This window comes from Dellaglioa sp. CoH-57-MRSF-17, assembly GCF_056782015.1.
In genome coordinates, this window is the sequence record NZ_JBXAXY010000002.1 from 157,586 (window position 1) to 179,576 (window position 21,991).

Annotated in this window: 26 protein-coding genes; 17 read left to right on the forward strand and 9 right to left on the reverse strand. The window is 32.5% G+C overall.

Features of this window, described 5'->3' with window-relative positions; genetic code table 11:
• The first annotated feature begins 9 nt into the window (after window positions 1-9).
• The 9 genes from ftsY (at window position 10) to AC1RPJ_RS02750 (ending at window position 6,588) form a co-directional block, all read left to right on the forward strand.
• Complete coding sequence (ftsY, locus tag AC1RPJ_RS02710) at window positions 10-1,020, forward strand: signal recognition particle-docking protein FtsY (RefSeq protein WP_481761266.1); 1,011 nt, start codon at window positions 10-12, stop codon at window positions 1,018-1,020.
• A 113-nt stretch (window positions 1,021-1,133) separates the two neighbouring features.
• A complete protein-coding gene (locus AC1RPJ_RS02715; protein ID WP_409022601.1) occupies window positions 1,134-1,475 on the forward strand; it encodes a putative DNA-binding protein in 342 nt (113 codons plus the stop codon).
• A gap of 16 nt (window positions 1,476-1,491) precedes the next feature.
• On the forward strand, window positions 1,492-2,928 hold the full coding sequence (gene ffh / locus AC1RPJ_RS02720; RefSeq protein WP_481761267.1) for a signal recognition particle protein: 1,437 nt from the start codon (window positions 1,492-1,494) through the stop codon (window positions 2,926-2,928).
• Between the two features lie 139 nt (window positions 2,929-3,067).
• A complete protein-coding gene (gene rpsP, locus AC1RPJ_RS02725; RefSeq protein ID WP_409022599.1) occupies window positions 3,068-3,343 on the forward strand; it encodes a 30S ribosomal protein S16 in 276 nt (91 codons plus the stop codon).
• Window positions 3,344-3,353: 10 nt separating this feature from the next.
• The gene (locus tag AC1RPJ_RS02730) at window positions 3,354-3,599 is read left to right on the forward strand and encodes a KH domain-containing protein (RefSeq protein ID WP_409022598.1); all 246 of its coding nucleotides are present in this window, start codon (window positions 3,354-3,356) and stop codon (window positions 3,597-3,599) included.
• A 71-nt stretch (window positions 3,600-3,670) separates the two neighbouring features.
• Window positions 3,671-4,186: a ribosome maturation factor RimM gene (rimM, locus tag AC1RPJ_RS02735; protein ID WP_481761268.1), complete on the forward strand. Its 516-nt coding sequence runs from the start codon at window positions 3,671-3,673 to the stop codon at window positions 4,184-4,186.
• Between the two features lie 2 nt (window positions 4,187-4,188).
• Complete coding sequence (gene trmD, locus AC1RPJ_RS02740; protein WP_481761269.1) at window positions 4,189-4,920, forward strand: tRNA (guanosine(37)-N1)-methyltransferase TrmD; 732 nt, start codon at window positions 4,189-4,191, stop codon at window positions 4,918-4,920.
• A gap of 130 nt (window positions 4,921-5,050) precedes the next feature.
• Entirely contained in the window at window positions 5,051-5,398 is a 348-nt protein-coding gene (gene rplS / locus AC1RPJ_RS02745) for a 50S ribosomal protein L19 (protein WP_057973468.1), read from the forward strand.
• Window positions 5,399-6,189: 791 nt separating this feature from the next.
• A complete protein-coding gene (locus AC1RPJ_RS02750; RefSeq protein WP_481761270.1) occupies window positions 6,190-6,588 on the forward strand; it encodes a hypothetical protein in 399 nt (132 codons plus the stop codon).
• 119 nt (window positions 6,589-6,707) lie between these two features.
• Here AC1RPJ_RS02750 and AC1RPJ_RS02755 read toward each other — a convergent pair whose 3' ends face one another.
• Together AC1RPJ_RS02755 and AC1RPJ_RS02760 are read right to left on the reverse strand one after the other, a co-directional pair.
• Window positions 6,708-6,770, reverse strand: a complete 63-nt coding sequence (locus AC1RPJ_RS02755; protein WP_481761405.1) for a hypothetical protein — start codon at window positions 6,768-6,770, stop codon at window positions 6,708-6,710.
• A 238-nt stretch (window positions 6,771-7,008) separates the two neighbouring features.
• Window positions 7,009-7,473, reverse strand: a complete 465-nt coding sequence (locus AC1RPJ_RS02760) for a transposase (RefSeq protein WP_481761271.1) — start codon at window positions 7,471-7,473, stop codon at window positions 7,009-7,011.
• A 206-nt stretch (window positions 7,474-7,679) separates the two neighbouring features.
• Here AC1RPJ_RS02760 and AC1RPJ_RS02765 point away from each other — a divergent pair, with 206 nt between their 5' ends.
• Together AC1RPJ_RS02765 and AC1RPJ_RS02770 are read left to right on the forward strand one after the other, a co-directional pair.
• Window positions 7,680-8,999: a PTS transporter subunit EIIC gene (locus AC1RPJ_RS02765; protein WP_481761272.1), complete on the forward strand. Its 1,320-nt coding sequence runs from the start codon at window positions 7,680-7,682 to the stop codon at window positions 8,997-8,999.
• Window positions 8,989-9,858, forward strand: coding sequence for an alpha/beta hydrolase (locus tag AC1RPJ_RS02770; protein WP_481761273.1), 870 nt, complete (start codon window positions 8,989-8,991; stop codon window positions 9,856-9,858). The genes AC1RPJ_RS02765 and AC1RPJ_RS02770 overlap by 11 nt, the downstream gene beginning before the upstream one ends.
• 367 nt (window positions 9,859-10,225) lie before the next feature.
• On the opposite strand, the gene AC1RPJ_RS02775 is transcribed toward AC1RPJ_RS02770, so the two are convergent.
• Both AC1RPJ_RS02775 and AC1RPJ_RS02780 read right to left on the reverse strand, forming a co-directional pair.
• Window positions 10,226-10,924, reverse strand: coding sequence for a VIT1/CCC1 transporter family protein (locus tag AC1RPJ_RS02775; protein WP_481761274.1), 699 nt, complete (start codon window positions 10,922-10,924; stop codon window positions 10,226-10,228).
• A gap of 18 nt (window positions 10,925-10,942) precedes the next feature.
• Entirely contained in the window at window positions 10,943-11,623 is a 681-nt protein-coding gene (locus tag AC1RPJ_RS02780) for a VIT1/CCC1 transporter family protein (protein ID WP_481761275.1), read from the reverse strand.
• Between the two features lie 131 nt (window positions 11,624-11,754).
• Between AC1RPJ_RS02780 and AC1RPJ_RS02785 the strand changes: the two genes are divergently transcribed.
• Window positions 11,755-12,210: a Fur family transcriptional regulator gene (locus tag AC1RPJ_RS02785; RefSeq protein WP_481761276.1), complete on the forward strand. Its 456-nt coding sequence runs from the start codon at window positions 11,755-11,757 to the stop codon at window positions 12,208-12,210.
• A gap of 189 nt (window positions 12,211-12,399) precedes the next feature.
• Here AC1RPJ_RS02785 and AC1RPJ_RS02790 read toward each other — a convergent pair whose 3' ends face one another.
• Together AC1RPJ_RS02790 and AC1RPJ_RS02795 are read right to left on the reverse strand one after the other, a co-directional pair.
• The gene (locus AC1RPJ_RS02790) at window positions 12,400-13,614 is read right to left on the reverse strand and encodes a multidrug effflux MFS transporter (RefSeq protein WP_481761277.1); all 1,215 of its coding nucleotides are present in this window, start codon (window positions 13,612-13,614) and stop codon (window positions 12,400-12,402) included.
• A 49-nt stretch (window positions 13,615-13,663) separates the two neighbouring features.
• Entirely contained in the window at window positions 13,664-14,650 is a 987-nt protein-coding gene (locus AC1RPJ_RS02795; RefSeq protein ID WP_481761278.1) for an MBL fold metallo-hydrolase, read from the reverse strand.
• Between the two features lie 117 nt (window positions 14,651-14,767).
• Here AC1RPJ_RS02795 and AC1RPJ_RS02800 point away from each other — a divergent pair, with 117 nt between their 5' ends.
• The gene (locus AC1RPJ_RS02800; protein WP_481761279.1) at window positions 14,768-15,124 is read left to right on the forward strand and encodes an iron-sulfur cluster biosynthesis family protein; all 357 of its coding nucleotides are present in this window, start codon (window positions 14,768-14,770) and stop codon (window positions 15,122-15,124) included.
• A 44-nt stretch (window positions 15,125-15,168) separates the two neighbouring features.
• Here AC1RPJ_RS02800 and yjeM read toward each other — a convergent pair whose 3' ends face one another.
• Window positions 15,169-16,641, reverse strand: coding sequence for a glutamate/gamma-aminobutyrate family transporter YjeM (yjeM, locus tag AC1RPJ_RS02805; protein WP_481761280.1), 1,473 nt, complete (start codon window positions 16,639-16,641; stop codon window positions 15,169-15,171).
• 33 nt (window positions 16,642-16,674) lie between these two features.
• Window positions 16,675-18,111: a C69 family dipeptidase gene (locus tag AC1RPJ_RS02810; RefSeq protein ID WP_481761281.1), complete on the reverse strand. Its 1,437-nt coding sequence runs from the start codon at window positions 18,109-18,111 to the stop codon at window positions 16,675-16,677.
• A 219-nt stretch (window positions 18,112-18,330) separates the two neighbouring features.
• On the opposite strand from AC1RPJ_RS02810, the gene AC1RPJ_RS02815 reads away from it, so the two are divergent.
• Window positions 18,331-19,221, forward strand: a complete 891-nt coding sequence (locus AC1RPJ_RS02815; protein WP_409022584.1) for a YitT family protein — start codon at window positions 18,331-18,333, stop codon at window positions 19,219-19,221.
• Between the two features lie 14 nt (window positions 19,222-19,235).
• Window positions 19,236-19,424 carry a 2-hydroxymuconate tautomerase gene (locus AC1RPJ_RS02820; protein WP_481761282.1) on the forward strand — a complete coding sequence of 63 codons (189 nt, stop codon included), beginning with the start codon at window positions 19,236-19,238 and terminating at the stop codon, window positions 19,422-19,424.
• 89 nt (window positions 19,425-19,513) lie between these two features.
• Here AC1RPJ_RS02820 and AC1RPJ_RS02825 read toward each other — a convergent pair whose 3' ends face one another.
• Window positions 19,514-20,326 carry a Cof-type HAD-IIB family hydrolase gene (locus AC1RPJ_RS02825; RefSeq protein WP_409022582.1) on the reverse strand — a complete coding sequence of 271 codons (813 nt, stop codon included), beginning with the start codon at window positions 20,324-20,326 and terminating at the stop codon, window positions 19,514-19,516.
• A 293-nt stretch (window positions 20,327-20,619) separates the two neighbouring features.
• Between AC1RPJ_RS02825 and AC1RPJ_RS02830 the strand changes: the two genes are divergently transcribed.
• Together AC1RPJ_RS02830 and AC1RPJ_RS02835 are read left to right on the forward strand one after the other, a co-directional pair.
• Window positions 20,620-20,943 (forward strand): metal-sulfur cluster assembly factor, encoded by a 324-nt coding sequence (locus AC1RPJ_RS02830; protein ID WP_481761283.1) that lies wholly within the window; start codon window positions 20,620-20,622, stop codon window positions 20,941-20,943.
• 22 nt (window positions 20,944-20,965) lie between these two features.
• Window positions 20,966-21,940 carry an ABC transporter permease gene (locus tag AC1RPJ_RS02835; protein ID WP_481761284.1) on the forward strand — a complete coding sequence of 325 codons (975 nt, stop codon included), beginning with the start codon at window positions 20,966-20,968 and terminating at the stop codon, window positions 21,938-21,940.
• The last annotated feature ends 51 nt before the right edge of the window (window positions 21,941-21,991 follow it).

Sequence of the window (21,991 nt, forward strand, 5' to 3'; positions counted from 1 at the left end):
GCGCTACAGATGGGAATATTTAGTAGAATTAAGCAAGCTTTTACAGGTGAAGAACCAGAATCATCTGAACAAGAAAAATATGATAAAGGCCTTGAAAAATCAAGAAAAACCTTTGGACAACGCTTAAACTCACTGTTTGCTAATTTTAGAACAGTCGATGAAGATTTTTTTGAAGAGTTAGAAGAAACTTTAATTGAAGCTGATGTTGGATTTGAAACGGCTATGAAAATTAGCCGTGAGTTACAAGAAGAAGTTAAATTAAGAAATGTAAGCAATCCAGATGCTGTTTCTGCAGCAATTATTGAAAAATTGGTAGATTTGTATGAATCAGAGGGTAAAGACGAAGATAATTCTATTGCGCAAGCTGAATCAGGTCCAACTGTTATTTTATTTGTTGGTGTTAATGGCGTTGGTAAAACAACAACTATTGGGAAACTAGCACACCGTTATCATGAAGAAGGCAAAAAAGTACTCTTAGCTGCTGGAGATACATTTAGAGCGGGTGCAATAGAACAACTTGCTGAATGGAGCCGTCGTGTTGATGTCGATATCGTTCGTGGACCAGAAAAAAGTGATCCAGCCTCTGTTATTTTTGACGCGGTAAAACGTGCCAAAGAAGAAGATTACGATATTTTACTAGTTGATACAGCTGGTCGTTTGCAGAATAAAGTTAACTTGATGAATGAATTAGATAAAATTAAACGAATCATTTCTCGAGAAATTCCAGATGCACCTCATGAAGTTTTACTTGTTTTGGATGCAACAATGGGTCAAAATGCTTTAATCCAAGCTAAACAATTTAAAGAAACAACTGATGTGAGTGGTATTGTATTAACTAAGCTAGATGGAACTGCTCGTGGTGGTATCGTGTTAGCCATTCGTAATGAAATGCATTTACCAGTAAAACTTGCTGGATTAGGTGAGCAAATGGATGACTTACGTGATTTTAATGCAGAAGATTTCATTTATGGTTTGTTTAAAGGACTTATTCAAGAACAACCTGAATCAACAGAAGAATAATCTTAGAAGTCAGATTAAACTAATCGGACTTCTTTTTGCTATTGACGTTTAGGGCTAAAATCGGTACCCTTCTAAGTAGGACTGAATGAAACAAAAACGAAGGAGTTTTTTTAGTGGCGATTGATAAAACAAATCGAGTAAATGCATTGTTTGAATTTTATGAGTCATTATTAACTAAAAAACAGGCTGAATATATGGCCATGTACTATGGTGATGATTTTTCACTTGGTGAGATTGCGGACAATTTTGATGTTAGTCGGCAAGCCGTTTATGATAATATCAAACGAACAGAAAAAATTTTAGAAGATTATGAAGATAAGTTGAATTTGTATCATAATTTTATTCAACGTAATGAAAAATTAGACCAAATTAAGCAATACACAGATAGTACTTATAAAGAGGATCAAAAATTAACCGATCTAATTAATCAATTAGAAGAATTAGACGAAGAGTAAGGGTAGGTAGTTAAAAATGGCATTTGAAGGATTAACAGAAAGATTACAAAATGCGATGACGAAACTCCGTCGCAAAGGTAAAATATCTGAAACTGATTTAAAAGAGGTTATGCGTGAAATTCGCTTAGCCTTACTTGAAGCCGATGTTAACTTTACAGTGGTTAAAGAGTTCGTTAAGGTTGTTCGTGAACGTGCAATTGGTGCGGAAGTACTTGAGAGTTTAACGTCATCACAACAAATCGTCAAAATTGTAAATGAAGAATTAACTAAAGTCATGGGTGAAACAGCTGTTCCATTGAACAAGTCATCTAAAATACCAACAATTATTATGATGGTTGGTTTACAAGGGGCTGGTAAAACAACCACAGCTGGTAAACTTGCTTTAACATTAAAAAAAGAAGAAAATGCGAGACCTTTAATGATAGCAGCCGATATTTATCGTCCAGCTGCTATCGACCAATTACAAGTTTTAGGTCGAGATTTGGAAATACCTGTTTTTGAATTGGGTACAAAAGTAAACCCTGTTGAAATTGTTCGACAAGGTTTAGCACAAGCTGCAGAAAATAAAAATGATTACATTATTATTGATACAGCTGGTCGTTTACAAATTGATGAAACGCTAATGGACGAATTAGCTCAAATTAAGGCCTTAGCGAACCCAAATGAAATTCTTTTGACTGTTGATTCAATGACTGGACAAAGTGCGGTAGATGTTGCTAAAGGCTTTAATGAACAATTAGATGTTACTGGTGTCGTCTTAACTAAATTAGATGGTGACACTCGTGGTGGTGCTGCGTTATCAATTCGTTCAGTGACGGGTAAACCAATTAAATTTATCGGACAAGGTGAAAAATTAACTGATTTGGACGTATTCTATCCAGATCGTATGGCATCAAGAATTTTAGGCATGGGTGATATGCTCACGCTGATTGAAAAAGCACAACAAGATTTTGATGAAAATGAATCAGCTAAAATGGCTGAAAAATTTCAAGAAAATACATTTGATTTTAATGATTTTTTAAGTCAAATGGATCAATTACAAAAAATGGGTCCTATGGAAGATATTATGAAGATGATTCCAGGGATGGCTAATAATCCAGCTATGAAGAATGTTAAAATGGATCCCAAGGATATTGACCATATGCGTGCGACAGTATACTCAATGACACCTAAAGAACGCGAAAATCCAGACATCTTGAACCCCAGTCGTCGACGACGTATTGCTGCTGGTGCAGGTCGTCCAATTGTTGAAGTTAACCGAATGATTAAGCAATTTGGCGAAATGAAGAAAATGATGAAGAAAATGAATAGCGGTAATTTTGAAGGTATGGAAGGGATGCTTGGCAAGGGCGTAACAGGTCGCTTAGCTAAGATGTCTATGAATTCTATGGTTCGTAAGAACAAGAAAAACAAGAAAAAACGTATGAAGAAAAATAAAAACTCTAGAAAATAATCATTAAATAACCAATACTGGTATGGCTTAAGGGACATTTTGATAATTTATTTTAACTGTCAAGAAAAAAACCTTTACAAGCTGATAAATAACTGGTATATTAATTATTGTTGAAGTAGATATCAGGAGGTGTATATTAATGTCAGTAAAAATTCGTTTAAAACGTATGGGTTCTAAAAAGAGACCGTTCTACCGTGTCGTTGTAGCTGATTCACGTTCACCACGTGATGGCCGTTTCATCGAAAACGTTGGTACTTACAACCCATTAACAGAACCACAAACAGTAACACTTGAAGAAGAAAGTATTTTAAACTGGTTGAACAATGGTGCACAACCATCAGATACTGTACGTAACATTCTTTCAAATGCAGGCATCATGAAGAAATTCCATGAAGCTAAATTCTCTAAAAAATAAGGACGATTAAATGACTGAAGCAGAAGTGACAAGTTTAATTTTAACAATTGTCAAACCGCTTGTTGAAAATCCTGATGATGTCCAAATAGGACAGAAACAAGATGATCATTATGTCTATTTTGAATTATCTGTGAATTCAGATGATATTGGCCGTATTATTGGGAAGCACGGACAAGTTGCGCAAGCTATTAGAACAATAATCTATGGTGTGCGTTTAACAAGTTCGAAACGAGTGCGTCTAAACATATTAGATTAAAATAGTAACTCTTGAATGAAGCAGCAATGTTTTGTTTGGGAGTTTTTATTTTACAATAAAAAGGAGTAAATATGGATTATTATCAAGTAGGAACAATCGTCAATACTCATGGAATCAAAGGAGAAGTTAGAGTTATGGCTACAACTGACTTCGTTTCTGAGCGTTTTAAAAAGGGAACCGTCTTGTATCTGTTTGATAAGAGCGGAAAACAAGTTATTTCGTTAACGGTTATGACCTATAGACATCATAAAAATTTTGAACTCGTGACGTTTGAAGGATTACAAGATATTAACCTGGTTGAGAAGTATAAAGGATTAGATCTTAAAGTCGCTGATAAAGGTCTTCGGGAATTAGAAGAAGGTAATTACTATTACCATCAAATTATCGGCTTAGATGTCCAAAATGAAAATGAAGAAAAAATTGGCTCTATTTATGAAATTTTAAGCCCAGGAGCTAATGACGTTTGGGTTGTTAAGCGTCAGGGACAGGGTGATTTATTGTTACCAGTTATTAAAGATGTTATAAAAACTGTCGATATTGATAACAATATTGTAACGGTTGAACTTTTAGAAGGATTGGACGACTAAATATGAAAATTGATGTTTTGAGTTTATTTCCAGAAATGTTTGATGGTCCCATGAAACAATCAATTGTTGGTAAGGCAATTGATAAGGACGTTCTTGATTTAAAAATTACTAATTTTAGAGATTTTACAACTGATAAACAAAATCATGTGGACGATTACCCATATGGTGGTGGTGCAGGTATGTTATTACAAGCACAGCCAGTTTTTGACACTTTAGAAGCTGTTCAAAAGGAATCTGACACAAAAGGTAAAGTTATCCTTTTAGATCCAGCAGGACGTAAATTTGACCAAAATGTGGCTGAAGAATTTGCGAAAGAAGAACATCTAACATTTATTTGTGGTCACTATGAAGGCTATGATGAACGTATCCGCGAACTTGTAACTGATGAGGTTTCACTTGGTGATTACATTTTAACGGGTGGGGAACTAGGAGCCATGGTCATGATTGATGCGACTGTTCGATTGTTACCTGAAGTTTTAGGCAATAAAGAATCTGCTCCCGGAGATTCATTTTCAAACGGCTTGTTAGAATATCCGCAATATACACGGCCAGCTGATTTTAGAGGGATGAAAGTTCCTGAAGTTCTAACAAATGGGAATCATAAATTAATCGATGAATGGCGTCAAAAAGAATCATTGAGACGAACATTTGAGAGAAGACCAGATTTGTTGAAAGATATTCAATTATCTAAACAACAAGTTGAATGGTTAGCTGACATAAAATCTGGAAAGTAAAGGAAATAACCTTTACGCCTATAAAGTAATATGATACAATTTTAAAAGTGGTTAAAAGCCACATAAAATTACGATATTCCGCTGGCATAGTGAATGTGAATGAATTTCTGTTGAAAAGGAGATCCAAATTATGAGTCCAATGATCGCAAAACTTACAGAAGCACAATTACGTACAGATATTCCTGAGTTCCGCCCAGGTGATACTGTTCGAGTTCACGCCCGTGTTGTTGAAGGCACACGTGAACGTATCCAACTTTTCGAAGGTGTCGTTTTAAAACGCCGTGGTAAAGGTATTAGTTCAAGTTACACTGTTCGTAAAATTAGTAACGGTGTCGGTGTTGAACGTACTTTCCCATTGCATTCACCTCGTGTTGCTAAAATTGAAGTTATCCGTCATGGTCGTGTTCGTCGTGCTAAATTGTACTACTTACGTGCCCTTAATGGTAAAGCTGCTCGTATTAAAGAAGCTCGCCGTTAGATTGACGTTGAAAAGCCTTGGTAATCAAGGCTTTTTTATTTGTCTAAAAATTTGGTAGACCTATATAATTGAACCTTGCTTCAAAAAGTCGCATTAAAGTCGCTAAAAGGGGCAGAAAAGGGGCAGAAATTATAAGTTTTCGATTTCTAATTAAAGTTTATAATTAATATTTTCAATAACATATAGATATATTTTTATCAATTTTTTAATTCTTTTTGTGCATTACGGAAAAAAGTATTAATTTAAGAGGCTGGCTTTTTTAAGTTTTTAAAGTATTAACTTAGATTAATATTATAGTTAAATTATTTGAAGTAACATTAAAATTATGATAGCGTTAGATTGTTGTTAATGAAAAAGTATTAAAGTAATAGCTATTTTAATGAAGTTTTGTTCAGTATTATTAGTACCTAATCATATTTATGCTCAGGATACATTTATGAGCCGTGATATAACTAAAGCATATAATATAGGAGTCAAAGAGGGTAAAATTAAGCAATAGGATATGAACTATCAAGAGTTTTATGATTTGTGTAGTTCATCTATTTGGCCTGTATATGAAAATCAAGTTAAGCCGGGTGCTAAAACTACTCTTACTGAAATGATTGCATAAGATGACAAAGCAAAGCATGCGAGCAAGAAAGATTTTTTTCAGCAATATACAAAAAGGGTGCTCATGTTGAGGCATATAGAAAAAAGAAACATTATGGATTGCTTGGCAATTTTAGTAGTCCGTTCAAGCCAAATGATATTCATAAAATAACATCATAATAATCTGAGAGAGGGGTTTTAAAATGAAAGTAATTAAAGAAGCAAGCGGATGGATACTTCGGGGACTACTTCTTTTTAGTGGATTATGTTATGGTGGTCTCATTTATCCAAGTATAGTAATACATGGAAAATTAGCGCCATTTTCATATTATTTTGGAGGCACATTATGGGACGATTTGGCAGTGGTCATGGGATTATTAACATTTTTATTGTTAATAATCCTAGCTATAATGCCTAATAGATATTTAAAACGTTTTTGGAAATATTTTTTTATTATTACAGTGAGTATATTAGTACTTTCACTCCCAGGTGGTGCATTTTTGTTATTAACTATAATTCCTTTGTGGGAACTGATTATTATATTGGTAATAGAATGGGGAATTACATTAGGGCTTTTGTTTATAATCAAAAGCGTAGATTAAATTGGGTCTGCGTCAAATAGTGATGGTGAGACAATAAACGTCTAATCTAATTAAGGGAAATCCAAAAGGATTTCCTTTTTTTAGTTATGAATTAATAAAATTCTTTCAAAAAGATGATGTCAGTTTCCGAAACCGTAACTGCTACGTTTAAGTGTTTTAATTTTTCGATTAAGTCCTTCTATAGGACCGTTTTAATAAGTTGAAGATAAAAATATTTTCAATATAATGTGGATTCTTTATGAAAGTGGTTATTACAGTATCCATTTCACTGTTATTTGGTTGATAGTTTTCTAATAACTGAGTTTTTAAAGATTTATATTCTCTATTTTTATGATCAATTATCTGATTTAAAGTATCTATACGAACACAATCTAAGGCTTTACCAGCCAGTTAAACTAAATGAAAACGATCAATAATTATTTAAGCATTTGGGAATAGTTGATGAATGATACTTTGATATTGAGCATTCAGGTCTACAACAACAGAGGTTACAAATTGTCTTTCTTTTAGAATATATGCATTAAAAAAATGTTCCTTAATAACACTGTTAAAACGATTAGGCAGTATCGCTACAAAATTATGTGTTTCAGCATCAATCGCACTTTGACATGAAGCCCAAATAAAGCGTTGGTTCCGTAATCGCAAATGAAATTCATAGCCATTTACGCTAGAAATTCTAGCATTAACTAAACGTGTTCCATTTTTGATCATAGTTAAATAGCCACAATCTGGGTCTCTTGGAGGTATGTATGTTAATGGTGCATCTATGATATTAACTTTTCTTTTACGTGATACTATTCTAACAAAATCATCGGAAACGTTAATTTTCTTAATATTTTCGTCTTCTGTTCCTAATAGTAATAGTGCGGAATTAATTGTGATCATCAGCATCCCTCGCTTTTGATTATGTTTTGCAACTTAATCATAGCAGGGGCCGGTGGCCTCTTTTTTTGTTTTCAGAATAAAAAACTGGTGTTGATGAATTTTATTTTACCAACACCAGAAAGTGTACACCCTCAAAGTTTATAATTAACATTTTGTTGTTGGGTTACTATTGGTTTATAATAAAAAATAGATAAGGGGGTTATTCAATGAATAAACTATGGGTGACGTTTTCGCAAAAATTGTTAAGAGTTGATTTACGTTTTAAAAAAACTTTTGTTTATCAAGCAATTGAAAAAACATTTGCAATTATCTTACCGTTTATTATTATTGGAAGTTTTAGTATGGCGCTTAGTTCTAGCGTTTTATCAGAACAAGGGTTCTTTAATCAAGTATATAATATTTCATCATGGTTACCTTATGAAAAAATCATAACAAATATATTCGAAATTATTAATACAGTTACAATGAGTTTTATCGCAGTAATGACAGCTTTTTTGAGCGCAAAATACATGACTCGGTCCTTTAAAAAAGATGAACAAATTGCAGGATTCACTGGGGCAGTCGGGATGCTTATTTTGAATTATAATTTATCAAGTTTAAACCCTGATAGTGATCAGGGGACATTCTTGATTCAAGAGTTAGGTGTTAAAGGGATTTTTATCTCACTGATTTTGGGGGTCTTTGTAGGATATATCTTTAAATGGTTTTCACCTAAAAATAAGCAAGAAAAAGTAGATCAATATACATTTATTTCTCGTGGTTTAGAGAGTCTGTTGCCGATAGTGATAATATTGGGGATTTTAATTGGACTAGTCATGTTAGTTTCATTGGTTAATCAAATCGGTGTGAATGGTCTCTTATATTCTATGTTTAGATTAACAGAAGTTAAATCAAGGCATTTAATTATAACTATTTTATTTTTATCCTTTTTCAATACTGTTTTATCTGGTATAGGAATTTCTGGTTCTTTAGGAATTGCACAAGGCGGCTTAGATGATACTTCGGTTGTCAGTAACTTAAGTTATGCGTTAAAGCATGGCACGTCTTTTGGTGTACCTTTTCCTATCTCTATACATACAATTTATGACAGTTTTGGTAGCTTTGGTGGAACAGGAATGACCTTATCTTTAATTATAGCAATATTGATAATGTCTAAAAATAAAAATAGTCGTAAAATAGCAAAAATATCAATTATTCCAAGCTTTGTGAATATTAATTTTCCATTGATGTTTGGGTTACCAATTATTTTAAATCCTATTTTAATGGTTCCGTTTATCTTATCACCCATCGTTTCAATGTTGATTGGGTACTTCTGTATTTACTTTAAGTGGATACCTCCAGCAGTTTACAGCTTACCTGAAACGACTCCAGCACCATTAATGGCATTTTTAGGAACTGATGGGTATTGGAGTACATTAGTTGTATCAGGAATTGTGCTTATTATTACAGTTTTAATTTATATGCCGTTTGTAAAATTAAATAATAAGGCAATGAATATTGATGGAGGTAAGCTAAATGAAAAATAAACGGAAAATAGTTAAATACGTGTTTATTTGGATAGCTATCTTAGCTTGTTTTTTAGCTGTTATCGTACCGGCAAATACATGGAACACTAAAAAGGTCAAAACAAGCCGAATTATTCATAATTCAAAGTTAAATCCAGTTATTTTAATACCAGGAAGCAGTGCAAATCAAGATCGATTTGATGAATTGATTGATGTTTTAAATACTTCAACAAATCGAACGCATAGTTTGTTAAAGATAACGGTTCAGAAAACTGGAAAACTTAAAATTACTGGTAAAATAGCTAAACGAGATATGCAACCTTTCATAGTTGTTGGTTTTGAAGATAATTCGAATGGCTATAATAGTATAAAAAAACAAGCTAAATGGTTTGATATAGCGTTTACGTATCTTGCTGATAAATATAAATTTAATCAATTTAATGGTATCGGGCACTCTAACGGAGGTCTTATTTATACGACATTTTTAGAAGAATATTTTGATGATAAAGCGGCCTCAATTAATACGTTAATGACGATAGGTTCACCATATAATGGTGAAGAAACTAATCAGAGTACAAGAACACAGATGTTAGCGGATTTTGTAAAGAATCGAAAAAAAATTCCAACTAACTTAGTGTTGTACTCGATTGCTGGAACAGATAATTACAATAATGATGGAATTGTTCCATATCAAAGTGTTAATGCCGGAAAATATATTTATCAAAATCAAGCGAAATCCTATACAGAAATAACTGTCACAGGAAATGAATCGGAACATTCTGATTTACCACAAAATAAGCAAATTGTTGCTTTAATTGAACAGTATATTATTGCTTCCCAAAATTCTAAAAATAGTGGACCAGATGATAAGAAAATTTAGAGTAGTGCTTGATTATTATTGTGATGAACTATGTATAGTTGCACATTGTAAAAATAGTCTTAATGATCTTAAATATGTACAGTATATCAATTAAACAGACAATGTCGATGGCGAGTGTTGTATTTAATTATTGAAAGTAGTATAAAATATAGGCCTTTGTTAACTATTGCTGATCAATGATATTAAAAAAGTTCTAATCGCTAAGTGATTAGAACTTTTTTGTATGAATTTTAAGAGTATAAAGTGGTTTAGTTCAAAATTTATAAACATTTTGAAAGCTAATGCGCTATATAAAATGTATCTATGACAACAAATAAGTTGGGAAAAAATATTTAACTAGTTTGGGCGGGGTTTCATAATGATATGTCTAAAAAAACTGGCCAATTCCATAATGAATTAACATGGTTATTAAACCAATGATAATATTTCGTATAATGGCAACTTTAATTTTACCATCACCTAATTTGGAGCTAATAAAGGCAGTTAAAGCTACAGCTACTGAAACCGCAATAATTGTACCTATCATTTTCCAATTGTTTGGTAATATAATAATGGCAAGTAGTGGGAAAATACCACCTAAAGCTGCAGAGATTAGTGAGGAAAAAGCGGCATCCCAAGGGTTCATATAGTGTCCTAATTCGAGACCGTATTTAACATTAATAATCGTTTCTAGTGGCTTTTTTTGCATTAATTCTGTAGCAATTTCAAAAGAGGTTTCTTCAGAAACGCCCTTAGCCGTATAAAAATTTTGAACATCATGAATTTGATCAGTACGACTCGTAATCATACGCTGTTTTTCGACGGCAACAGCTGCTTTTTCGGTGTCACTTTGTGAACTGACAGAGGCATATTCGCCAGCTGCCATAGAAAATGCGCAAGCTATTAGATCAGTTAACCCAGCGATGAAAATAATGAAATTATCTGTTGTAGCTGCTGCAACACTGAACAGGACACCTACAACAGTTAAAATACCATCATTAGATCCTAGTATACCTGCACGAAGTGAATTAAGTTTTTCATCCATTGTTTTGTATTTTTTTTGTTTAATTTTGGTTTCAGATGTCATGAAATTAAGTGTCCTTTCCTAATGAGCAAATAAAGTACCAATAAAGTAAGTGACTAGCATTGTTAAAATACCAGAAATAATATTACGAATAACTGATTTTGTCCGATTTGAGTTACCCAAAGTTGCAGCACTAAATCCTGTGATAGCTAGTGCAATAATGACAGAAATAGATGTGGCAATGACCTTAAATTCAGCAGGGAATAAAGTAATTGCAAGTAGGGGCAGCAATGATCCAATCGGAAAAGAAATCATTGATGCAATCGCAGCCGCATAAGGATCCGTATAGACGTTAGGATCAAAGCCATATTTTTCACGTACAATAGTATCTAATGGGTTAGCCGACATCATTTCATCTGTAGCTTTTAATGCTAAGGATGAAGAAATACCTGTTTTAAAATATTTTTGATAAACATAATTATATTCCTTATCATAATTATGTTTTAGATTGTACTTGGAATTGGCAGTAGCAACTTCTTGCGAATCTTTTTGGGTACTTACAGAAACATATTCTCCCATAGCCATTGAGACAGTACCGGCAAGCATACCAGCAATACCTGAAATGAAAATAGAAAAATTATTGTTCGTAGCGCCAGCGACACCAATGACAATCCCAGCAACGGAAAGAATACCATCATTAGCTCCCATAACACTAGCTCTTAAAACATTTATTTTCTGAGATAAAGATAATTTTTTAGACATAACTCTCTCTCCTTTGTTATAATGATTCTAAATATATAATCATTATAAATCAATTCAATAGATAAAGTCCACATATTTTATGAAATATGAGATAATGAACAGAGTGAATTAAGAAAATGGGGGTCGTTAAATTGATCGATAAAAATCTTGACCAGGCTTTAGAAATTTTAAAAGAACGTGGCGTACGTATAACACCACAGCGTAAAATAATTCTTGAATATTTAGTAACGCAACATAACTACCCATCTGTTGAACAAATTTTTAACGGAATTAAAGATGGAAGCGTAGGGTTAGGCATAGCTACCGTTTATAATACGTTACAAATATTAGTTGCTCAAAAATTAGTGATAGAATTGTCTAATGGCGATGATGGTAAAATGCGCTACGATTATTTTGGTATTCCACATTATCATGCTATCTGTCTTAACTGTGGCAAAATAACAGATATATTTACAGAATTAACTTTTCATGAGGCAGAGCAAGAGGCGGAAAATAAAAGTGGTTATATAATTGAAAGTACACATGTCGAGACGTTTGGATATTGTCCAGAATGTCAAATAAAACTGGGTTTAACAGAAAATAAATAATATATATCAGTAGATAAAATAAGCTTTAAAAATATGGTTGGTAGTACCAATTTGTAGATAGTACCCATTTTACATAAAGGTTACAGCTGTACAAAATCAGATGTCACACCTTTAGTATAAATAATTAAAGAGTTATATTATTAAGTTTTTGCGTTATACAAACTAATATTTCCACAAAAAAAGCAGAACTTATAGTTCTGCTTTTTTTGTGGAAATATTTAAGTAAATGACCAAGGCACAAATTTCACACAGTAAGATTAAAATTGTCATTGGAACATAAGAATGATCCCCCATAATCCCAACGAATGGAGAAAGAATACTTCCAACTAGATTCATACCAACACCAAGTATGGCAGAAGCACTTCCTGCGTGTTGCCCTTGTTTCTGCATAGCTAATGAGAAGGCCGTTGTATTTACGATACCAACCATTGAAACAATTAAAAATAAACTGATGAGCACTAGTAATAACGAGTTACTAATAAATAATGAGGTCGTTAATAGTAGACTACCAAGTAAGGCAAGGTAAACACCTAATTTTAGACCAGTCTGTTCAGAAAAAGTATCTGAAATTCGTGAACTTAATTGAGACATTATAACGATACCTAAACCATTAATTGCATAGACTAAACTGAACATATTAGAGGATAGACCAAAAAGATTTTGTAAAACAAATGATGATCCAGAAATATAACAGAACATTGCACCTGAGATAAAGCCTTGAATTAGAGCATAACTCAAGAAAAATTTATCAAAAATTAAACTTTTAAGAATTTTTTTCGTTGAATCACCAGTATTTGATTGCGACTTCTCTGGCACAATCTGGTTAGTTTCTGGTAACGTCACTAATACAAGAAGAAATAAAAGAAAACCAATTACAGTTAAGATAACAAAGATACCGCGCCAAGATGTGAATTTTAGAATAAAACTGCCAAGTATGGGCGAAATAATCGGGAAAATTCCATTAACAGCCATTAAGAGCGAGAAAAAACTGGTTAATTTTTTTCCGGTGTATAGGTCTCTAGCAATTGCTCGAGAGATTACAAGACCAGCAGATCCCGCTAAACCTTGCAATAACCGGATAATAACCAAAATTGTTATATTCTGACTTGTTGCTGCGATGATAGAGGTAACAGCGAACAAGATGAGTCCCAAAAGTAATGGCTTTCTACGGCCAATTTTATCACTGTAGGGTCCAACTATTAATTGGCCAAGCGCCAATCCAAGTAAACAAGTCGTAATCGTCAACTGGGTAAGCGATGCAGTTGTATGTAAGTGTTGTTGAATAACTGGTAATGCTGGTAAATACATGTCCAATGATAATGGACCAAAAGCACTTAATGTTCCTAATAAGAAGGTTAAAAATAATTCATGTTTTTTAGGATTTTTAAAATAAGAAAAAACCAACAAATTCACGTCCTTTTAAATGATTAATAAATATACCATAGAATAAATATTAATAAGTTACAATAGTATTGTTAAAATTTTGGTCTATCAATATAAGTTGCTTAGGTTTATGCGTTAATCGATTTAACAATTCAGGTACTTCTAATGAAGATAAATGTGAATTGATTGGGAGACTATCTTTATTATTTTCCAATAAATCGGTCAGTGAATAGCTATTTTGGGTAGACAAATTAAAATCGCCTAACTTATTTTCTATATTTACCAAGATATATTTCTCAGGATGCCTTTTAATTCCTACAGAAGTAGCATCATTTAATGAAATCACTTCTGAATCAGGATAAAAATACGTCAATAATTGGGAGGTTGGCTTATCTAGTACGATTATTTTTTCTAACTTGTTAGCTACTGTCGCTAACTTATGAATTAAATAAAGATTTTCGTTGGCAACGTTAATAGCAGTTAATTCTTCGACTTTTAAAAGTTTAATGAGATGATCTAGAATCGTAATTTCAGTGTAGTAATTAGTATCTGTTGTGTCGACAGTATTTAAAATTAGAACATCTAAAGGTAGTCGGTTTAAGTCGTGAATCCATTTCTTCGTTCTCTTTTTATGAGGTCCAGCTAAGCGAGTATCACCAGCTAAGAAGGAGTACTTCTGCTTTTCATCTTCTACTAAAAAAGCTAATGAACCCGTGTGTACTGAATCTGATAAAAAACCAATCACTGTAAAATCTCCAATAGTTAGTGCGGTGTTAATCGGAATAATTTTGTAATTTAAGTGTGTTTCACTAATTTTACCTAGTAAGACAAATTGTTGTTTTAATTCAAATGCCTCTTTGGATAAATAGATAGGTAATTTTTGCATCATAGAAGATTCAAGAATTTTTTCATGGATATCTATTGAGAAGTATGAAAGAAAAAGAGCGTCTGCTTGTTCATTTAGTTGTGAATTAACGTTAAATTGAAAGATTGAATGTGAACTTTTAAATTGTGAACTACTATCAAATAAGTTGTTTACTATACTAATTTTGGTCATTATATTCCTCTCTTTCTAATTAGAACTATCATACCATGATGAACCTGAGTCGTCATGCTTGTCTAAAATAATCAGTGGTGTACAATGTAATTATTAAATAAGAAAGCTGGTAATTTCATGTATTTAAAAATAAGTGAAGACGCAAAAAGCAAGATTATGAAACTTATGGGTAATGATTCAGAAATCTTGCTTGATTTTGACGATGGTGTTGGTGCTTTATCAAATGAAGGAACATGTACGTTAGATTCAAGCTTTAGAATGTTAGTAATTGATGACCAGAACGATAGCAAGGCATATGATGGAACAATTGATTCAGATTTAGGTCCCATTAGAGTAAAAGGGTACAGCAAAACTTATATGGATGAGAACATGCAACTTGTCGTTAATGAACGATTCAACAGTTTAGCATTACATGGAGATAATTCAGGACTATTAACAGGTAATGTTAGCTTAGAAAGTCTTGTTAAAAACTAATAAAAAATCGTAAACAATAAAAATTGTTTACGATTTTTTTTAGTTTATTTTTTAATTTTTCTCTCATAACGTGTGTAGTAAAGGAAAGCAACTAGTCCAGAAAGGACAGGACCAGATATCATCCAGAGAGCATTACTTAATGTATCGCTGATAACAGTGAAAATAATTCCAAAGGCTAAAACTAACCAGACGACAATAGTAATAATATTTGTAAGTGTTCTATTCTTATAAACTTCAAAAGGTCGATTTAAGTCTTGACGTTTTTTAAAGAATGGAAATGCACCAATTAAAAATAGATAAGGTACAGAAGTTGAGATATTTCCCATTAACGTTAATTTTGAATAGAATAATGTTGAATTTGAACCTCCAAATGAAACAGCCATGATAATGACAATAACGACGGCAGCTTGAATCCACATTGCAAATTCAGGCATACTATGCTTATTTAATTTCGTCATTTTTGCTGGCCAGATATCCTTAGGTGTTCCAAGAATAAATGATTTGAGTGGTGAGTAAATCAAGACGAAGAATGCACCTGTATAAGCCATGAACATACTTAAACCAGTAATTCTAGCAAGTGTATGACCAAAAATTGTCGAAGCACTTGCGCTCATACCAAAGCTTTGACCTGCAAAATTACCTAAGTTTTCCATCAATATGTAAGAGATGTTACCTAAGTTGGCATTTTGACCACCAAGTTTACTCCAGTTTGTACTAACACCCCAGAAGAAGATTGAGATTGAGTAAGCAAAAAGAATTAATAAAGTGGAAATGATTAAACCCTTTGGAAAATTTTTCTTAGGATTTCTAATACTATCTGTAACACCACTAACTGATTCCATACCACCGTATGCAAAGATGGCAAAAACAATAAATGAAATTAGGGCGATAGGTGATTGATAGCTAGGATTTCTAGAAGTTATAATACTTGTCATACCATGCCATGGTTCTTGGAGTGCACCATGATTAACAATTAAAATAACAATACTTAATAGTAAAAAGATAGCATTTAAACCTAAAATAGCAATACCACCAACTGAAGAAATCTTGGCAATACTACTGATACCTCGACTAGCGACAAAGGTAACTAGCACAATCCAAAGAATTGCAAGAATACCGATAGTTTGTGTTGAAGATAGGCCAAAGATAGCCCAAGATTGTGTTTGATCACTTCCAGAAAAAATTGTTGAAAGTGGAATCCAAACTTTAGATGCAATTGATACCATCCAGACAATCCATGCAAAAAGCCAAATAAATGTTCCTGTGAAAGCAAGTTTGGGGCCAATTGATTCAGCTAACCAAGAATAAATGCCACCTTTTGATTCATTTAAAGCTGAACCATATTCTGCAAACATCAAAGCAGTTGGTAAGAAAAAGAAGAATGCTGCTAAAACGTACCAGATAATACTAGCGTAACCCATTTGAATAAAGGCGACGGGAGTATTTGCAAATCCAAAAATAGTTGTAAAAATCATTAAAATGAAACTTGTTAGGGAAATTTTCTTTTGTTTGTCCATAAGACTTTTGTAATTCCTTTCGGTTTCTTATATTTATAAGTTTTGGTCAGTTTTAAAATTTAATGGTGATAGGTCAGTTGATAATGTAATTAGCTGACTAATTAAGGCCTTAACCTTGATTTCAGCAGCTTCAGTAATTTTTAGATTTTCTTCAGTTAAAAAATCTGTTAGGTCTGTACCACTTTTAGAAATTGCCTCTGTTTGAATCCGTTTTACGGAGGCATTGAATTGGATAATTAAATCTTTTTGGAGATCTTTCAGTAATGAGCTAAATTCTAAGTAATGTGAATCAACCAAAATACCTAATTGTTTATATAACCAGTAAGCAGATTTGTCATCATATACATCGGTACCAATTTTATAATTCTCCGGTGTATCCGTAATACCAGCAAAGAAAGGTACATAAGCACTTTGAGCCGTAACACCCATTGATAGCCAATGGATACCACCAATTTCAAAAGGTAAATCAGGTCTAATTTGTAAAATATGAGACTCTTGTGTTTTTGCTAAACTAATGGGTCTGAATTTATGTTTATCACTGATTGAACCAGTTCCAATCGGATCATATTGAGTTCCTTGGAAATGTGAGCCAAGAATTTGTTCTAAATCTTCACGTTGAATTAAATGATCAGCCTGACGAATGAACGGTAAATTCATACTCATAGGATCTTGTGAAGCAACTGATGGTGTTAAAAGTAATTGGCCATACCAAACTCTTGGTGTGCTGTAAATGGCATCAGATTGATCATGAGTTCCAAAGATATCTCTAAAATTAAATGAATCTTTTTGGTTATTTAAATGATTATCAGAAACAAATTTCTGAATACCAGAACTAAACATAAAATTAGCGGAATCAGTAAAGTTAATTTCTTGAATAGCTAGTTGGTTGGCAACAACTGCATAAGAATCATCCGGAATACGTTGCGCAACCCAATGGTGACCGGTTGCAATTTCCATATACCAAACATCTTTTTGATCAGAGAACAAGACACCATTTGTTTCACTTGAACCGTATTTTTCTACTAATGATCCAAGGTAACTAACACCTTCTTTTGCGGAGTGAATATAGGGAAGAGTAATTGTTACAATTGCTTCCTCACCAATTCCGTTTTCAGTTAGTAAGGGATCGTAACTGAGAACCCGGCTATTAGCGTATGCACTTTCAGTAGCGCTCATAGCCACACCATATTCATTAAAGCCATCTTCTTCAAAAACACCAAATTTTGGTGTCCATTCAGGAGTAGCTGAATATTTACCACGAATTTTTGGTAATGGCATTTTAAAGTGATTATCTGGTGATTCAAATAAAGGTGATTGTTCAAATTCTGTATGAGCATGAATAACAAAATGTTTTGGCCATGCTGTTTTTGCATCTTCATTACGGCCAATAAAAGTCGACCCATCTGCAGTTGCTTTAGAACCAGCTAAAACACTTGTACATGCTGAAAAATTAAAAGGGTCTGTCGTCATGGATATTTCTCCTCCCAGTAAATAAATTTAGATATTACCATTTTATCATTTAATTGCTATTTTTAAACGCCATTTGTAAATAAATATTCGTATTTAACCGGTTACGCTGTATAAGGTTAGTTTAATAGAAATTTAAAATGAGAGATTACTCATTTTATTAATATTATTGTTTAATAAAAGGTAAAATGAAAAGAGTCACATATAATAGGAGGGAGATTTATGAAGTTATCAATTTCTGATAAAAATAAACGACTAGTTATAATTGTATTTTCGGGATTATTAATTGCATTATCCCTTAATTTCTTTCTGATTCCAGGAAATATTTTTGGAGCTGGTGCCAATGGTATTGCCCAATTACTTTCTGCTATTTTTTATGATCTATTTCATATTAAAATTGGTACTGGATATCTAATTATGTTAATAAATATTCCAATTGGTATATTAGGCTGGTATAAAGTAGGACGTTCATTTACATATTATAGTGTACTGACCGTCGCTTCTTCATCTCTCTTTACGGTAATTTTACCCGTTCATCAATTATCAACTAATCCATTAATGGCAGCATTATTTGGTGGTGTAATAAGTGGTATTGGGGTTGGATTAGCATTAAAATTTGGTTTTTCAACTGGTGGGATGGATATCATCGCACTTGTTCTAGCTAAAACGACAGGTAAAACAGTCGGTTCATTAATGTTATCAACAAATATGATTATTATTTTAACGGCTGGATTTTATTTCAGTTGGGAAAGTGCTTTGTATACAATTATTTCTAATTATGCTATGTCTAGAGTTGTCGACGACATCCATACATCGCATCAAAAGTTAACAGCATTTATTGTTACAAAAGAAGCAGATTTAGTTGTTGGAGCGCTCCAAAAATCATTAATTCGTGGAATTACAGTTATTGACTCAAAGGGCGCTTTCTCAAATGAAGAAAGTAAAGTTTTGATGTTAGTTATTACACGTTATGAATTATATAATTTAAAAATGACAATTAGTGATGTTGATCCAAATGCATTTATGAACTTAGTTAATACCGCTGATATTGAAGGCAATTTCCTAAACTCAGACCAACAAGAATTATTAAGAAAAGGGCAATCAACTAAATAAAAAGGAGATTCGTTATGCCAATTATAAATATTGATTTAATTGAAGGTCGTTCACAAGAACAACTTAAAAATTTAGTTAAAGATGTGACTGAAGCTGTTTCAAAAAATACTGGTGCACCTACAGAGCATATCCATGTAATTTTAAATGAAATGCGTAAAGATCGTTATAGTGTCGGTGGTATTCTAAAAAGCGACGAAAAATAAATATCATTAAATATGACTTCTGGTATATTCCAGAAGTCATTTTTTATAAAAAAATAACAGACCATTACTGATCTGTTACTAATTAACGATTATTTAGCTAAATTTAAATAATTTTTTAAGTAATGAGCAAGCCCATTTTCTTGGTTATTTAAAGAGGTAACATCATTGGCTAGACCTCTAATTTCAGAAGTACCATTTTTCATTGCCACACCCCAGCCAGCATATGAAAGCATTTCTTTATCATTACTTTCATCACCAAAAGCAACGATATCTTTTTGAGAGATACCATAGTAATCTGCTAGATAAGAAACACCAATTGCTTTTTGAATCCCTTTTGAAACAACTTCTAGAACAGGTTTTGGTCCGCCCCAAGTGTTGACTTCGATAACATCACCATATTTTTCAAGTAGTCTAGATGTAATTAATTGTTTTTTATCTTGATCGACAAACATCGTAATTGATGTCGGATCATGTTGTAAATTTTGTTTATTAAGAATTTGATTTGATCTTAAAACTTGTGGGAAAAAGCCTTTCACTAGCTGACTTGCATTGTCAGCCAATAACATATTTTTTCCTTCGGCTGCTAACATGTTAATACCTAATTCTTTTCTAGCGTTAAGAATATCAAAAACAATATCTCGATTAATTGTATATTCGTATGATTTATCCCAATTTTTATGTGGAATATGTGCCAGGGCACCATTAAAATTAATCATTGGAGTTGTTAACCCTAATGAATCATAAATTTGTTTTGAGATACGATATGGGCGTCCCGTTACAATACTGACAATGTGTCCTTCAGCTGTTGCTTGAGTAAGTACTTTTTTTGTTGTTGAACTAACTTCTGCATTATTATTTAAAGTTGTGCCATCTAAATCAATTGTAATTAACTTTTTGTTCATCGTTATTGTTCCTCCATCAACTTAACTTATGTGTAGTAAGATTTACAGTTTTTTATCTTAGTTAGTTCAGGATAGCATTTGAGTATGCAGTATTCAAACGTATTTAACCTTTTTTTATCTATTGTTATAAAATCGTATCTTTAATTTAATCCGGCTTCATAGTAACTTTGGCGCCGTATAACATTATTTTTTAGAAAAAGTAAAGAGTTCAGTAACATTAAAACAATAGATTGCAATGCTAAAATAGAAACGATAAACTAGTAATATTAGCTATTCAAGAGAGGATTAATCCTATGAGTGAAAGACGAAGTGCAGAAATAATTAAGCAAGATATTTTGACACATTTAGAAAAAGTGATGGATCCTGAATTGGATATGGATATTATTAATTTAGGTTTAGTATATGAGATTGAATTAGACAATGACAATAATTGTAATGTACAAATGACTTTAACCACTATGGGTTGCCCGTTAACAGGTGTTCTATCTGATTTAGTCGAAGATGCGTTAAAGCCAGTGCTAGAAATAAAAAAAGTAACTGTACAATTTATATGGAGTCCAGCCTGGTCAATTGAACGTATGTCTAGGTATGCAAAAATGGCACTCGGTGTCCATTAAAAGTTAGGGGGAAATTAAATTGATGATGCGAAGAAGATACATATTTATAGTAGCTATCTTACTACTTACATTCTTTACCACATTTTTATTTTTTAAGATGCAGGAAAAAGATTTAATCACAAAATTAGATAATCATAATCTATCTAAAAATGCATATGTTCTTAAAACAAAAGAACAAAATTTAGATAAATATAATACAACGTTAGCAAAATCAGAAAAAATTTCTGATTTTCAAATTCATTATCAAGTAAAAAACAAAAAAAATATTTCTTATTTTTATGCGAAGGGTAGTTATGATAAGCCACCAATGGTTTCTGGAACTTTTTTCTCAAATAATGATTTTTTATCTGAAGTTCCGGTAGCAGTAGTTGGTCGAAATATTGAAAAAAAATTATACTCGCCATTTCATCAGCAGTATTATAAATTAAATGGGCAATACGTTTCTGTCATCGGTATTATGGGTGATAAATACAATTCTGAGTTGGATAATCAAATTTTTATTGCAATGTCAACTGCAGACATAAGTAAATTGAAGGCAAATAATACAAATATTATTCTTGATTCAAAGCATGTCGTGACTAAGAATGTGTTAACGACCGAATTAACTAATACAACAGTTTCCAAACAGGTTAATGATAATTTAATTTTAACTAATAACTCATGGATTAGTCGACATTGGCAACAAGCGGTGGGCTTAATGGCTGTTATTGCTAGTGTTATGGTCGCAACTTATATTTGGATTGTTGGTGTTAGTAAACAAATTCGTAATCAGAAATTTATCAAACAATCAAAAAAAGTTATTATTTGGAATAACTTGCTAATTTACATGGGATCATTCTTAGTTGGTGGCTTAATAGGAACTGCGATTGGTCAGTCACAATTTTCGATTAAAACAAATATGATAGCTCTGTATGAGTTCGAAGGTACTCTATTTATCGTTGCTTCCGTTGTTTTCTACTTTGTTATCCGTAGAAGAGTTAATAAACGTAATAATTAATAAAAACGCCAAATCAGTTAGATTCATTATCTAACTGATTTGGCGTTTTTT

Bases quoted from the DNA above. Each gene is read 5' to 3' on its own strand.
- AC1RPJ_RS02825 (WP_409022582.1), bottom strand. From the start codon at position 20,326: ATGAACAAAAAGTTAATTACAATTGATTTAGATGGCACAACTTTAAAT.
- AC1RPJ_RS02770 (WP_481761273.1), top strand. From the start codon at position 8,989: ATGAAAAATAAACGGAAAATAGTTAAATACGTGTTTATTTGGATAGCT.
- yjeM (WP_481761280.1), bottom strand. From the start codon at position 16,641: ATGGACAAACAAAAGAAAATTTCCCTAACAAGTTTCATTTTAATGATT.
- rimM (WP_481761268.1), top strand. From the start codon at position 3,671: ATGGATTATTATCAAGTAGGAACAATCGTCAATACTCATGGAATCAAA.
- rplS (WP_057973468.1), top strand. From the start codon at position 5,051: ATGAGTCCAATGATCGCAAAACTTACAGAAGCACAATTACGTACAGAT.
- AC1RPJ_RS02815 (WP_409022584.1), top strand. From the start codon at position 18,331: ATGAAGTTATCAATTTCTGATAAAAATAAACGACTAGTTATAATTGTA.
- AC1RPJ_RS02820 (WP_481761282.1), top strand. From the start codon at position 19,236: ATGCCAATTATAAATATTGATTTAATTGAAGGTCGTTCACAAGAACAA.
- rpsP (WP_409022599.1), top strand. From the start codon at position 3,068: ATGTCAGTAAAAATTCGTTTAAAACGTATGGGTTCTAAAAAGAGACCG.
- AC1RPJ_RS02750 (WP_481761270.1), top strand. From the start codon at position 6,190: ATGAAAGTAATTAAAGAAGCAAGCGGATGGATACTTCGGGGACTACTT.
- AC1RPJ_RS02795 (WP_481761278.1), bottom strand. From the start codon at position 14,650: ATGACCAAAATTAGTATAGTAAACAACTTATTTGATAGTAGTTCACAA.
- AC1RPJ_RS02765 (WP_481761272.1), top strand. From the start codon at position 7,680: ATGAATAAACTATGGGTGACGTTTTCGCAAAAATTGTTAAGAGTTGAT.
- trmD (WP_481761269.1), top strand. From the start codon at position 4,189: ATGAAAATTGATGTTTTGAGTTTATTTCCAGAAATGTTTGATGGTCCC.
- AC1RPJ_RS02800 (WP_481761279.1), top strand. From the start codon at position 14,768: ATGTATTTAAAAATAAGTGAAGACGCAAAAAGCAAGATTATGAAACTT.
- AC1RPJ_RS02775 (WP_481761274.1), bottom strand. From the start codon at position 10,924: ATGACATCTGAAACCAAAATTAAACAAAAAAAATACAAAACAATGGAT.
- AC1RPJ_RS02760 (WP_481761271.1), bottom strand. From the start codon at position 7,473: ATGATCACAATTAATTCCGCACTATTACTATTAGGAACAGAAGACGAA.
- AC1RPJ_RS02730 (WP_409022598.1), top strand. From the start codon at position 3,354: ATGACTGAAGCAGAAGTGACAAGTTTAATTTTAACAATTGTCAAACCG.
- ffh (WP_481761267.1), top strand. From the start codon at position 1,492: ATGGCATTTGAAGGATTAACAGAAAGATTACAAAATGCGATGACGAAA.
- AC1RPJ_RS02810 (WP_481761281.1), bottom strand. From the start codon at position 18,111: ATGACGACAGACCCTTTTAATTTTTCAGCATGTACAAGTGTTTTAGCT.
- AC1RPJ_RS02830 (WP_481761283.1), top strand. From the start codon at position 20,620: ATGAGTGAAAGACGAAGTGCAGAAATAATTAAGCAAGATATTTTGACA.
- ftsY (WP_481761266.1), top strand. From the start codon at position 10: ATGGGAATATTTAGTAGAATTAAGCAAGCTTTTACAGGTGAAGAACCA.
- AC1RPJ_RS02835 (WP_481761284.1), top strand. From the start codon at position 20,966: ATGATGCGAAGAAGATACATATTTATAGTAGCTATCTTACTACTTACA.
- AC1RPJ_RS02780 (WP_481761275.1), bottom strand. From the start codon at position 11,623: ATGTCTAAAAAATTATCTTTATCTCAGAAAATAAATGTTTTAAGAGCT.